Origin of the sequence: Kingella negevensis, from assembly GCF_030177895.1 — a bacterium.
In the GTDB taxonomy this organism is placed as follows: domain Bacteria; phylum Pseudomonadota; class Gammaproteobacteria; order Burkholderiales; family Neisseriaceae; genus Kingella_C; species Kingella_C negevensis.
This window is the reverse complement of the sequence record NZ_CP123448.1, coordinates 109,113-121,586: the sequence shown is the minus strand read 5'-3', so window position 1 is coordinate 121,586 and position 12,474 is coordinate 109,113. Positions and strand designations below refer to the sequence as shown.

The 12,474-nt window shown below is 45.7% G+C and carries 9 protein-coding genes and 2 pseudogenes; 1 reads left to right on the top strand and 10 read right to left on the bottom strand.

Annotated features, from left to right (window positions below):
• Positions 1-28 precede the first annotated feature (28 nt).
• The 3 genes and pseudogenes from QEO93_RS00600 to ubiB form a co-directional block, all read right to left on the bottom strand.
• The gene (locus QEO93_RS00600; protein WP_209434860.1) at positions 29-2,698 is read right to left on the bottom strand and encodes a DEAD/DEAH box helicase; all 2,670 of its coding nucleotides are present in this window, start codon (positions 2,696-2,698) and stop codon (positions 29-31) included.
• A gap of 427 nt (positions 2,699-3,125) precedes the next feature.
• Positions 3,126-4,319: pseudogene (locus QEO93_RS00595) on the bottom strand (DNA methyltransferase); the annotation flags it as partial.
• 303 nt (positions 4,320-4,622) lie between these two features.
• On the bottom strand, positions 4,623-6,134 hold the full coding sequence (gene ubiB / locus QEO93_RS00590; RefSeq protein ID WP_032137551.1) for a ubiquinone biosynthesis regulatory protein kinase UbiB: 1,512 nt from the start codon (positions 6,132-6,134) through the stop codon (positions 4,623-4,625).
• Positions 6,135-6,256: 122 nt separating this feature from the next.
• Here ubiB and recN point away from each other — a divergent pair, with 122 nt between their 5' ends.
• Positions 6,257-7,915 (top strand): DNA repair protein RecN, encoded by a 1,659-nt coding sequence (gene recN / locus QEO93_RS00585; RefSeq protein WP_032137550.1) that lies wholly within the window; start codon positions 6,257-6,259, stop codon positions 7,913-7,915.
• 78 nt (positions 7,916-7,993) lie between these two features.
• On the opposite strand, the gene QEO93_RS00580 is transcribed toward recN, so the two are convergent.
• The 7 genes and pseudogenes from QEO93_RS00580 to QEO93_RS00555 all read right to left on the bottom strand — a co-directional run bounded on the left by QEO93_RS00580 (position 7,994) and on the right by QEO93_RS00555 (position 12,448).
• Positions 7,994-8,635, bottom strand: a complete 642-nt coding sequence (locus tag QEO93_RS00580; protein ID WP_032137549.1) for a hypothetical protein — start codon at positions 8,633-8,635, stop codon at positions 7,994-7,996.
• Complete coding sequence (gene recR, locus QEO93_RS00575) at positions 8,632-9,249, bottom strand: recombination mediator RecR (RefSeq protein ID WP_032137548.1); 618 nt, start codon at positions 9,247-9,249, stop codon at positions 8,632-8,634. Before recR ends, QEO93_RS00580 begins: the two co-directional genes overlap by 4 nt.
• Positions 9,231-10,163 (bottom strand): ADP-ribosylglycohydrolase family protein, encoded by a 933-nt coding sequence (locus QEO93_RS00570; RefSeq protein WP_032137547.1) that lies wholly within the window; start codon positions 10,161-10,163, stop codon positions 9,231-9,233. Before QEO93_RS00570 ends, recR begins: the two co-directional genes overlap by 19 nt.
• Before the next feature lie 24 nt (positions 10,164-10,187).
• Positions 10,188-10,754: a dCTP deaminase gene (gene dcd, locus QEO93_RS00565; RefSeq protein WP_032137546.1), complete on the bottom strand. Its 567-nt coding sequence runs from the start codon at positions 10,752-10,754 to the stop codon at positions 10,188-10,190.
• A gap of 31 nt (positions 10,755-10,785) precedes the next feature.
• Positions 10,786-11,277 (bottom strand): annotated as a pseudogene (locus tag QEO93_RS11645) (ADP-ribosylglycohydrolase family protein).
• Positions 11,278-11,328: 51 nt separating this feature from the next.
• Positions 11,329-11,493 carry a hypothetical protein gene (locus tag QEO93_RS11640; RefSeq protein ID WP_425337440.1) on the bottom strand — a complete coding sequence of 55 codons (165 nt, stop codon included), beginning with the start codon at positions 11,491-11,493 and terminating at the stop codon, positions 11,329-11,331.
• A 94-nt stretch (positions 11,494-11,587) separates the two neighbouring features.
• Positions 11,588-12,448: a CatB-related O-acetyltransferase gene (locus QEO93_RS00555; protein ID WP_052368783.1), complete on the bottom strand. Its 861-nt coding sequence runs from the start codon at positions 12,446-12,448 to the stop codon at positions 11,588-11,590.
• Positions 12,449-12,474: the final 26 nt, after the last annotated feature.

The window sequence follows — 12,474 nt, the reverse complement described above, 5'->3', positions numbered from 1 at the left end:
CATTTCAATTTGAATGCAAAATTTCAAATCAGGCTGCCTGAAACGCTGCCAAAATCTGCTGTCGCATATCACGCCCCAGCTCGTCTTGCTTCACAAGCATAGCAAACACGCCTTTGCCACCGCTTTGAGCTGCCCAATATTCGCCAACCGTGCATTTTTCCTTGCTGTCGTCATTGGATTTGTAGGCTTCGCCTTTATATTCGGCGATAAAAATTCTGCCGTCTTGCAATTCACAAATAAAATCAGGGAAAAATCGGCGATTAGAGAGCGGCAACCAAAATCCACGTTTGCCTAAATCAGGATTGCGAATCCAATATTTAATTTCAGGCAGCATATCCAACAATTTAGCACATTCAAACTCTTCGCCGCTCGCTTTCAAATTTTCAATTTCTGCAAAAAAATGTTTACCAAACTGATATTTGCCTGAATAAAACGGTGGCTGAGGCACATAATTTTCAGGTTTAAATTCATAAGCAAATTCCGCATCAAAACACGCCTGAACATCAGCATTATCCGAAAATAAGGCTTGCTGATAAGAACGGCTTTTCGCTTCGTTCCGGCACACATTCATTTGGCTGTCAATCGCCCGAGCTAAAGCAAATTTATTGCGTAACAAATCCACCAATTGAACATTCGGTTTTGCCAACAAATCATCAACAATCCGCCCCAAAAACAGCAGCATATAATGACGCGGCGTATCGGCGTGTTCAATATGACGGTCAAGCCAATTGACCAAATCACTCGGCTTGGTTTCTAAAAAATCATCAACAAATAAATCACTTAAATTCATCTGCTGATTCGCCGTCTGATAAATGACTTGCTCCTTATCATTCACATCAACCGCAAATTTCAGACTGCCTGAATCGGGAATAAACGCCACTTTTGCAGGATAATTATTGATATTCCAATCCAAAATATTCAGCAGCGTTTGCGGCTCAAATAAATCCAATTCGCCCTGATGCTGAAGACACAATTGCGGAATTTTTGGGAACACTTCGCCGCGTTCGGCAGGCGATTTCGCGATTTCCATTTTTTGCTTGTGAATAGCGATTTTCGTTTCCAACAATTTGCGTTTTTTTCCTATTGCCGTTTTCAGCAATAATTGCTCCGTTTCCGCTTTCAGGCTGCCTGAAATCTGCACGATTGCTGTGCCATCTGCTTGTAGGCTTAAGGTAATTTGTTCACGCTGATTTTCAGGCAGCGAGCTGATGTCGGGCGTTTTATCCAATTCCACCGTGAGTGAAAATGATTTTGTCGGCATCGGCAAATCATCAAATAAATCGCCCAAACCTGTCGGCCGAACCGTCTCCACCATTTTCGCTACTTCAAAATGATTGAAACCCATATCCACCAATTTATCCGTCAAATTATCCGCTGCCTGCCCAAAACGCGATGACAACAAATAAGCGTAAGCCCAATTCAAATCTTCCACCGTGCGGCGTTTCGCATACGGCATACGCAACACACGCCCGAGCAACTGCTCCGCATCTTTCGCAGACGACACATTTTGCAGAGAACAAAACACATAGGCAAACGGACAATCCCAACCTTCTTTCAAGGCTTCCACCGTAATCACAAATTCAATCGGGCAAGTCGGTGACAAAATATCCAAGCCGTCCAATTCCCGTTGCGAACCTGTAACCACCGCGATTTTTTCCGCATCAATATTCAAGCTGCCTGTTAAATAATTTTTCAGCACATCAACCGTAACTGTGCCGCTTTTATTTTCTGCCTGAAACAGCACAATCGGACGAACATAATCCGTTTCATGTTGAGCTTTTGCCGCCAATTCCGTCCGTTGCAACACCGCTGCATCAACCACTTGCTCCCATTCATGATTACTGTGGTCTTCCACAAAAATCGGCAGCTTAATCATCTCTTCCGCTTTCAACGCCGCCGCCCCAACATGAAAAATCACATTGCTGCCGTGATGTTTGTCTTGGCTAGGTGTGGCGGTAAATTCCACAATCGCCGCAGGATTCACACGGCGGAGCGTTTCAAAAGTCAGCGAAGTACGAGCGTTGTGAGCTTCATCAACCAACACCAGCGGACGATACGCCTTGAGTAAATTCGCAAACGAACATTTTGTTTTACCAATAAATTTTTCATGCAAACCCTGTTCTTGGATATCTTGAATTTGCACCGTATCCAAATCACTTTTCACGCTTTCAGGCAGCCTTGTGAAATGCGGCTCTAATTGCTCGTGATGAGCGTAAATTTTGCGACCGTACGTGTCATCAACGCGGAAATTTTGCAGCGTGGAAACCACCACCACCGCTTTATTACCCAAATCCTGCGGACGCAAATTCGCAAATTGAGCCACGTCCAACACCAGCACTTCCCGATTAAATGCACTATCCAACGCCGCACGATAAGCATGATTGCGATTATTCAAGGCTTCCACCGTTTGCGATTTAATTGTGCGGCTCGGCACAAGCCACAACACCACAGGAAAATCACAATCCAAATACTGTTTTGCCGCCAACGAAACCGTTTCTGCCGCCAACAACGTTTTACCGCCGCCCGTTGGGATTCGCACACACACATAAGGGATAGACCACTGATTTTCAGGATTGCGATACGGCATTTCAGGCTGCATTTGAGCGAAAGCGTTTTCAGGCTGCCCCAAATCGCGGCTCAAGGATAAAAATTGCGACAATGCCCCCAAAGCGTCTTTTTGATATTTTTTCAATTCCATGATTTTCCCCTTATTTATCCGTAACGTGATACGGAATTTGCTTAAACGTCATGCGGTTATCCTGCAAGGTTTCATCACTCACGCGACACGCTTCGCCGTACACTACAATATTCAAACCGTCTGCCAAATGTTTTGCCAAATCAGGCAATTCCGCCAAAATTTTGCGTGTCAGCACATTACCAAACGCAGGGCGTTTATCGCCCAAAATGCCATTGTAAAGCAGATAATAAGCCGTGTTGTGATGCACCCCGATGAGTGGCGTTGGCGTTTGTAGAGTGGGTTTTAACCCACCATTTTCAGTTTTATCGCGTGGGTTAAAACCCACCCTACTCGGCTGTTTAGTGCGTAAAAACCAAATATACGCCGCCAAATCCGCAAATTTCACAGCAGCATTGAGCGAACCGTATTCATCAAACAGCGTTTCGCCCAATTCGCAAAAACGGAATGAGCCACCGCCCTGCCAATTCAGGCTGCCTGAAACGCCGCCTTGTTCGCCGTCAATCACTTTTTTCAGGCGTGGCACAACGTGGGTTTTAGCGTGTTCGCCGATTTCAATGCCGATGTAGCGGCGGTTCATTTTGTGGGCAACGGCGGCGGTTGTGCCACTACCGAGAAAGCTATCTAGGACTAAATCGTGTTCGTTGGAGGCGAGTGTCAAAATTCGTTGTAATAAGGCTTCGGGTTTGGGCGTGTCAAAAACTTCATCAGAATTAAATTCTTTGGTTTCTTTTTTTGCGTTTTGATTGTGTCCGACTTCGGTGTATTTCCAAATGGTTAAAGCAGTAACTCCATCTTTAACTTCGGAAAGAAATTTTTTAACACGCGGAACATTATCCCCATTTTTACCAAACCAAATGCGATTATCATCAACTAATTTTTGAAAAGCGGCTTTATTTGTTTGCCAACATCTACCTTTTGCAGGATTTATAATTTTTCCTGATGGTGTTGTAATTGGATAATCGTATTCAGAATTATAGGTTTTGACGGAAAAATCACTACTTGTCCACAAACCGCGTGGGTCGTTATCAAGATTTTTATAAGATGAAAGTGCTTCTGCTGAACGTGGTAATAAATTAGGTCGCCATTTTTCTTTATTCTTGGCGTAGCAGAGAATATGGTCGTGATTGTCGCTTAACCATTTGGCATCGTTTTGCGGAGAAAATTTCTTTTCCCAAATAGCATTCGCCACAAAATTATTCCGCCCAAAAATTTCATCACACATCACTTTGCAATAATGGCTTTCGTTGTCATCAAGCGTAATCCAAATGCTGCCGTCTTCCGCCAATAATTCGCGCAACAATTCCAAGCGCGGATACATCATATTCAGCCACAAGCTGTGTTCCAAATTGTCATCATAATGAGAAAACGCCGAACCCGTGTTATACGGTGGGTCAATAAAAATACATTTGACACTGCCTGAATAAAACGGCAGCAGAGATTTCAAAGCGTCCAAATTGTCGCCTTGAATGATGAGATTATCTGTAGATATTTGATTTTTAATTAAATCTTCTGTATAATTGGCTGGCTGGCTGGCTGGCTGGCTGGCTGGCTGGCTGGCTGGCTGGCTGGCTGGCTGGCTGGCTGGCTGGCTGGCTGGCTGTGCTATAAGAATATTCAGCATTTTCAATCAATAAGCGATAAGGGCTTTTGCTCGCCGCTTTTATCGCATCTGCTTTGTTGTTCCAATCCAAAATAGGCATATCGCAAATTCCGTGTTTTTCAAAAAATAGAATTTTAGCATTTTCAGGCTGCCTGAAAACTAAAAAGCAGCCTGAAAACCATTTTTCAGGCTGCTTTCTTTTATTAGACTTCCTGCAAAACCGTTGTAGGTCGGGCAGGCTTGCCCGACATCTTTCACGATAGGCACGGATTCGTCGGGCTACCAGCCCGACCTACGGCAATCTTTTTTAGTTTCGCAGCAAGTCTATTTAAACAACAACATCAACAACAAAATCCCAGCAATCACCGCCAACCAAAAATTCTGCCGTTTCTGGCTCTGAATCAAATGCAGCGTCGCCAAGCGCATTTCATCTTGTTTTTTCTCGTCCACCAGCGCAGCGATTTTGCGCGGTAAACTCGGTAAAATTTCCGCCCAATCAGGAGCTTCGTGTTTCAAATTAGTAACCAGCGCACGAACGCCAATTTGCGAATCCATCCACTTCACTAAAAATGGTTTTGCCGTTTGCCACAAATCCAGTTCAGGGTCGAGCTGTCGCCCCAAACCCTCAATATTCAACAGCGTTTTTTGCAACAACACTAACTGCGGCTGAATTTCCACATTAAATCTGCGGCTCGTTTCAAACAAACGCATCAGCACCAAGCCAAACGAAATCTGCGACAACGGTTTATTGAAAATCGGCTCACATACCGCGCGCACCGCCGCTTCCAATTCTTCCGCACGCGTATCCGCAGGCACCCAACCGCTCTCAATATGCGCCGTCGCCACGCGATGATAATCCCGATTGAAAAACGCCAAAAAGTTAATCGCCAGATAACGCTTATCGTATTCCGTCAGGCTGCCGACAATACCAAAATCCAGCGCGATATAACGCCCGTCTGGCGCAACCAAAATATTGCCAGGGTGCATATCCGCATGGAAAAAACCATTGGTAAATACTTGAGTGAAAAAGATTTCCACGCCATAACGTGCCAACTGTTTCAAATCGATGCCATTGTTTTTCAGGCTGCCAATATCTGAAATCGGCATGCCATTCATCCACTCAATCGTCAGCACTTCGCGGCTGCAATAATCAAAAAACACGCGCGGCACAATCAATTTATCGCTGTGTTCAAAATCACGATAAAGCTGACTCGCGTTCGCCGCTTCACGCATTAAATCCAGTTCATCGTGCAAATATTTATCAAATTCTGCGACGACTTCGCGCGGTTTCAAACGCTTGCCATCCGCAAACAGCCGCTCAATCCAAGTGGCGCAAAATCGCATCAACGCCAAATCTTGCTCAATCACGCCTTGCAAATTTGGCCGCAACACTTTCACCGCCACTTCTTCGCCACTAAACAAACGCGCCCGATGAACCTGCGCAATCGACGCACTCGCCACAGGCGCAGCCTGAAACTCCGCATACAATTCGCCAATCGGTCCACCCAAAGATTGCTCAATTTGCTGGCGCGACAAATCCGCATCAAACGGTGGCACTTTATCTTGCAGCTTCGCCAATTCCGCCGCGTAATCCGCAGGCAACAAATCAGGGCGCGTAGATAAAACCTGCCCCAATTTCACAAAAATCGGGCCAAGGCTTTCCAACGCCAAACGCAAACGCACAGGCAACGGTTCAGCCACAAACTGGTGTGATTTAGGCAGCACGTGAAACAGCTTTTTCGCCCACGCGGGACGAATGTGCGGCAAAACCATGTCCGCCAAACCATAGCGATACAGCGTTTTAAGGATAACTGTGGAGCGAGAAAACCATTTCATAATCAATCTATCTGTTTAATTTTGATGACCGCATATTATAAATGATTTCAGGCTGCCTGAAATTCACAAATCCCTTATAATCCGCGTTTTAAATTGTTTCCCGAAAAAGGCAGCCTGAAAAAATGTTACTCGCGCTTTCATTGCAAGACTTTGTTATCGTTGAAAAACTCAATCTCAATTTCCAAAACGGATTTACCGTGCTAACAGGTGAAACAGGCGCAGGCAAATCCATTACGTTGGACGCGCTCGCCTTGTTGCTGGGCGACAAAGCAGATTACAGCCAAGTGCGAAATGGTGCGAAAGAAGCGCAACTTTCCGCGCTGTTTGACGTGTCGGAAATGCCTGATTTACAAGCGGAATTGCGCGAACAAGGTTTGTTGGACAACGACAGCACAGAATTATCCATTCGCCGAATCATTGACGCGAAAGGCAAAAGCCGCAGTTTTATCAATAATCAAGCAGCGACTTTGGCGCAACTGAAACAAATTGGTTCACAACTGATTGATATTCATGGACAAAACGCGCACCATTCGCTTAATCAAGAAACGGCGCAACGGCAATTATTGGACGCATTTTCAGGCAGCCTGAACTTGGTTGAACAGACAAAAGCAGATTATCAGGCGTGGCAAAATGCGAAACGCGCTTTGTTAGACGCGCAAACGCAAGCGGAAAATTTAGCGATTGAGCGCGAGCGTTTGGAGTGGCAATTCAATGAGTTAGAGCAGCTTGGCTTGGAAACAGGCGAATGGGAAACACTGAATCAATCGCATGACAGTTTGGCGAATGCGGCGGAATTGCTGCAAGCGGCGAGCGAAGCACAAGAGTTGGTTGGCGGCGACAATGGTTTGCAAAAACAAGTATTTAGATGTCAGCGCGTATTGGGGAAATTGGGCGATATTGAGCCGCGTTTTGCGGAAAGTTTGGCGATGTTGGACAGCATTGAAGCGGAATTGAGCGAGATTTTGCACAATGTGGGCGATGTGTTGAGCGATGTGGAAATTAACCCTAACGAGTTGGCAGCAAAGGAAAAACGCATTCAGGAATTGATGTCTATGGCGCGAAAATACCGCGTTGAGCCTGAATTGCTGCCTGAAAAATTGGACGAAATTCAGGCAGCTTTGCACGATTTGGAAGCGGCGGCGGACATTGACGCGCTGCAAAAGGCGGTGGCGCAAACGGAAAATGCGTACATGGAAACGGCGCAAAAATTGTCGGCGGAACGGCATAAGGCGGCGGCGAAATTGTCGGTGGAAACCACGGAGCATATGCAGGGTTTGGCGATGAAAGGAGCGAAATTTCACATTGAATTGCTGCCGTCTAGCCCTGCGGCGCATGGTTTGGAGCAGGTGCGATATCAAGTTGCGGCGAATAAGGGTAGTCAGTTGCGCCCTTTGAATAAGGTGGCTTCGGGTGGCGAGTTGGCGCGAATTAGTTTGTCTATTCAAGTAGTTACAAGTCAATACACTCATGTGCCGACTTTGATTTTTGATGAAGTGGATACGGGCATTGGTGGTGGCGTAGCGGAAACGGTTGGGCGAGCGTTGCGGACGTTGGGCGCGAAACATCAGGTTTTGGCGGTTACGCATTTGCCGCAGGTGGCGGCGTGTGGCGAACATCATTGGCAAGTGGCAAAACACAGCGATGGCGAACAGACAGTTAGTGAAATCAAGGTGTTAGATGAATCGTTGCGCGTGGAAGAATTGGCGCGGATGTTGGGCGGCGAGAAGATTACGGAAACCACTCGAACGCATGCGCGTGAGATGTTGGCAGTGAGTGCATAATGAAAATGCAGCCTGAAAAATGTTTTTCAGGCTGCATTTTTTTACTGTTCTTCAACCGCGCTATTCGTGGACAAATTTTTATAGTGAATTAAATTCCCACACGCTGCCGTCTAAATGGCAACTCAAATAATATTGTGCCCTAGTCGCTTCTAAAGTGGCGGTGTGCCACATCAATTTTTTGGGCTTCGGCAACCACACCAGCGCAACGTAATACGGCGTTTGCTCGGCGGCGTTCACTTCTTGCGCTTTCTGTTGCCACGTCTGCCCAATATCGGCAGCCTGAACAAATTGCACGCTATTTAAGTCAAACAAATATGGCGTTAAGTTTTTGATATGGCTGACATCTTCCGCTTGCGAAGCTGTCCATTTTCCCTGTTCGTAAGTATAAAAAATCAGGCTTTCAGGCTGCGTGGGATTTTGCAACGCCAATTCTATGCGCGGACGTTCGCCGTCAAAAAACGCAATTTGCTGAAACACGCGTAGCGGTTTGCCTTGCCATTCAGGCAGTTGCGCCAAAGATTGCTGCGCGGCTTGCAAAACAGCGCGGTTGCTCAACACTTTTTGCGGCGGTTTTTGCACGATTTTTTCAGGCTGCGATACTTCTGACGCAGCCTGAAAATCAGTTGCATAGGCTTGGGCAATCAGCAATTTCACGGGTGCTGGCGCAGGTTCGTGAAACAGCCACGCTATACATTTCGCCACTATCCACGCCAAAATCATGCGTCTTCTCCTTGCAATAATTGTCGCTCGTAAACGGCTTGCGCCAACGTGCCTGCGTCCACATATTCTAGCTCGCTGCCTAGCGGCATGCCACGCGCTAATCGGCTGACTTTATACGGCTGATCTTTGAATAATTCCGATAAAATATAAGTAGTTGCGTCGCCCTCTGCAGTGAACGATGTGGCGATGATGATTTCTTGCACGGGGCTGCCTGAAAGTCGCGCTACGAGTTTGTCTAGCGCGATGTGGCTCAAATCCATGTTTTGCGTGGGATTGACTTGTCCCATCAGCACAAAATACAGCCCATCATGGCAACGCGCGGCTTCCATGCTGGCGACATCGGCTGGCATGTGAACAATCATTAGGCGCGTGGGGTCGCGTTTGGTGTCGGCGCAAATAGGGCAGGTTTCGCCCTCGCAAAAGGTGTTGCAATGAATGCAGTTATTGACTTGTTTCAGCGCAATATCAAGGGCTTGCAGCAGTTCGGTTGCGCCTTCGCGGTTTTGTTGCAGCAGAACGTGTGCCATGCGTTGCGCAGTTTTTGCGCCAACGTTAGGCAATACGCGCAGGGCTTTGATGAGTTGGGAATAGGCATCTAGGTTTTGTGTGGACATGGTTTCAGGCTGCCTGAAAATGAATGATTGATAAGTTGAGTGGCAATATTGCGAATTTCTGATTCTAAATATAAAACTACTAACCAGTTTTCAGGAATGGATTGAACACCATAAAAAGCACCTGCAATTTGTCCGCAAATAGCAGCAGTTGTGTCAGCATCATCGCCCAAGTTAGCAGCCTGTAAAGCAGCAGAAGCGTAATCATGGCTGTGCCAAAACGCCCATAATGCAGCTTCTAGGCTTTCGATTACATAACCAGAACCACGAATTTCATTTTCTGATTTGCTAATAAATTGCCCTGAAGTAATGTGCTGCAAACAGTCATATTGATTTTTCAGGCTGCCTGAAAGGTTGAATAATTCCGTTTTGGTCATGCCTTGCAACGCGCCTTGTAATAACCGCACAAAATACTGACATGATTGAATACACTCGCGTGAAGCGTGCGTGGTTTGTGAGCTTAACTTCGCATATTCAGTTAGCTTTTCATGGTTGAAATAATACAGGGCAATCGGGGCAATACGCATTAACGAGCCGTTTCCTGAATATCGGCTATCGGTTTTTTCAGAAAAAGGGTTTCCTGAACAGCGAAATTCACTTAATGCAGCAATCGTTTGTTTACCAATACCAAACGCTCGCTTTTTGCTAGAACGATAACCTGTATTCGCCCATAAGCAATAACGGTTCATTTGGTCTAATGCATCAAAATCATTTTCCAACAAACTATCCGCTAAACATAGAGCCATGGAAGTATCATCAGTCCATTGCCCTTTTTGCAAACGGAATTGCCCACCGCCACGCATATCTGTTAAACGTTCAAATTTCCCACGCGGATAAAATTCAACAGTCGTACCCAATGCATCCCCACAGGCTAATCCTAATAAACAGCCTTGCGCTCTTTCTAATAAAGTTATCATTTTCAGGCTGCCTGAAACCAAAAATCACGCTTTTGGCAAGGTAACACCAGTCTGCCCCATATATTTACCATTGCGGTCTTTATACGATGTCTCACACACTTCATCGCTTTCAAAGAACAACACTTGCGCCACGCCCTCGCCTGCGTAAATTTTGGCTGGTAACGGTGTGGTGTTGGAAAATTCCAGCGTTACATAGCCTTCCCATTCAGGCTCAAACGGCGTTACGTTCACAATAATCCCACAACGCGCATAGGTAGATTTGCCCAAGCAAACGGTTAAAACATTGCGCGGAATGCGGAAATATTCTACTGTGCGCGCCAATGCAAACGAGTTTGGCGGAATAATGCAGCAATCGTCTTCTACGGTAACAAAGTTTTTTGGGTCAAAGTTTTTTGGGTCAACAATCGTGCTGTTGATGTTGGTGAAAATCTTAAATTCATTCGCGCAACGGATGTCGTAACCATAGCTTGACGTGCCGTAGGAAATGATTTTTTGACCGTTCATTTCTTTGATTTGGTTCGGTTCAAACGGCTCAATCATGCCGTGCTGTTCTGCCATTTGGCGAATCCATTTATCTGATTTAATACTCATTTTGTTTCCTTGTTTTAAAAATTTTTTGTTTTCAGGCAGCCTGAAACTTTTGTTCAGCCGCCAGAAAAATCTCTGCTATATCTTGTGGCAAAATTGCCAATGCTTGCTCTAGCAACGCAGCTAGAATGCCGTAAAACGCTTCTGCAATCGCGCCCGTAATCGCTGCCAATGTATCCGTATCGCCACCCAGCGATACCGCTAAACGAATGGCGTGTTCAAAATCATCGCTTTCTAAAAATGCTATAATCGCTTGTGGTACAGTGCTTTGACAGCTTTCGTTAAAACGATAACTCGGGCGAATTTCATCGCACGTTTCGCTTAAATCATAGCCAAATTACTGTGTGATATTTTGGCGAATATCGGCTTTGCTTACGCCTGTTCTTGCCCAAAAAACCGCTGCTGCCACTGCTTGTGCGCCTTTAATGCCATCGGCGTGGTTGTGCGTGATTTCTACGGATTTTTTCGCGTAAATCAGCGTTTCTTCCAGCGTATCAAACGCCCAACCCACCGCTGAAACGCGCATTGCCGAGCCGTTGCCCCAGCTATTGTAAGGTTCAGGATTGGTTTCGTGTATTCAAATGCCAAAACGTCCGCCATACGCGCCCATTGGATTGGGATAACGCAAACACCTGTTTTGCAAAAATTTCGCCCAATGGTTAGGACAACCTTGCAGCACCCAATCGGTTACTGCCACCGAGCAAACGGTGTCATCTGTGAAATCACAAGATGAATGAAACAACTAAAATCTGTGCTTTTGTGGTTATCAAACTCAAATCGTGAACCCACAATATCGCCAATCGCCGCACCTAATATTTTTGTTCTCCTATCTATTTTCAGGCTGCCTGAAATTTCTGAATAAACGCCGCAATATCTGGCGACATTATCCATTCCATGTTTTCAATAATTTTTTCTTCTGACCAGTTCCACCACGCAATTTTTTGCATTTGCTCACGCTGCTCCGCGTCTTCAATGCGGAAACGAATGTGTTTGGCTGGATTACCACCCACAATAGAATAAGGCTCAACGTCTTTATTCACCAACGAATTAGCGGCAATAATCGCCCCATCGCCAATAGTTACCCCCGATAAAATCACAGCGTTTTCGCCAATCCACACATCATTCCCTACTGTTATCGCACCTTTTGCAAAATGGTCGTAAACAGAGGTGTTCTCTTGATAAAACCACCTCAGAGAATAAAAAGGATACGTACTCACCAAGTCTATTCGGTGGTTGGCATTGATAAATTTCACATTGCCCGCAATGGAACAATAATCGCCGATTTTCACTTTAGAAGAGTAGTACAAATCCACAAATATAGGTTTTCCATAAGTGTGCGCGCCCACCTCCAGCCAACCCTGCTCCACAATCTCCGCATGAGTAAACTGCGTTTTATATTCAAACAAATCGCTTTTATTTGGAAAGCACTCTATGCGTAAACGAATATTGCCACCCCACACTTCACCCGCCAAAATCGTTGAATGGCGCGTTTGCTCTTGCACCACAAAGCGCGAAGTAACATTTCTATTGAGAGACAACAAAACCAAATATTCACCATCAACCGCCCAAAATCGCTCGTTATCATGCCCTTGAGAGCCGAACAAATCCTGAATAGCTCCGTTTTCAAGCAAGCGGAAAAATCGCTTATAACTACCGTCTTCCCAAGAAAAAACGCAATATTGACCCGCAAAATCCATTTTATTTCCTTATCAGGCAGCCCGAA

What these genes read in the sequence shown, in the direction of transcription:
- QEO93_RS00555 (WP_052368783.1), bottom strand. Translation starts at nt 12,448, where the DNA reads ATGGATTTTGCGGGTCAATATTGCGTTTTTTCTTGGGAAGACGGTAGT.
- recN (WP_032137550.1), top strand. Translation starts at nt 6,257, where the DNA reads ATGTTACTCGCGCTTTCATTGCAAGACTTTGTTATCGTTGAAAAACTC.
- QEO93_RS00570 (WP_032137547.1), bottom strand. Translation starts at nt 10,163, where the DNA reads ATGATAACTTTATTAGAAAGAGCGCAAGGCTGTTTATTAGGATTAGCC.
- recR (WP_032137548.1), bottom strand. Translation starts at nt 9,249, where the DNA reads ATGTCCACACAAAACCTAGATGCCTATTCCCAACTCATCAAAGCCCTG.
- dcd (WP_032137546.1), bottom strand. Translation starts at nt 10,754, where the DNA reads ATGAGTATTAAATCAGATAAATGGATTCGCCAAATGGCAGAACAGCAC.
- ubiB (WP_032137551.1), bottom strand. Translation starts at nt 6,134, where the DNA reads ATGAAATGGTTTTCTCGCTCCACAGTTATCCTTAAAACGCTGTATCGC.
- QEO93_RS00580 (WP_032137549.1), bottom strand. Translation starts at nt 8,635, where the DNA reads ATGATTTTGGCGTGGATAGTGGCGAAATGTATAGCGTGGCTGTTTCAC.
- QEO93_RS00600 (WP_209434860.1), bottom strand. Translation starts at nt 2,698, where the DNA reads ATGGAATTGAAAAAATATCAAAAAGACGCTTTGGGGGCATTGTCGCAA.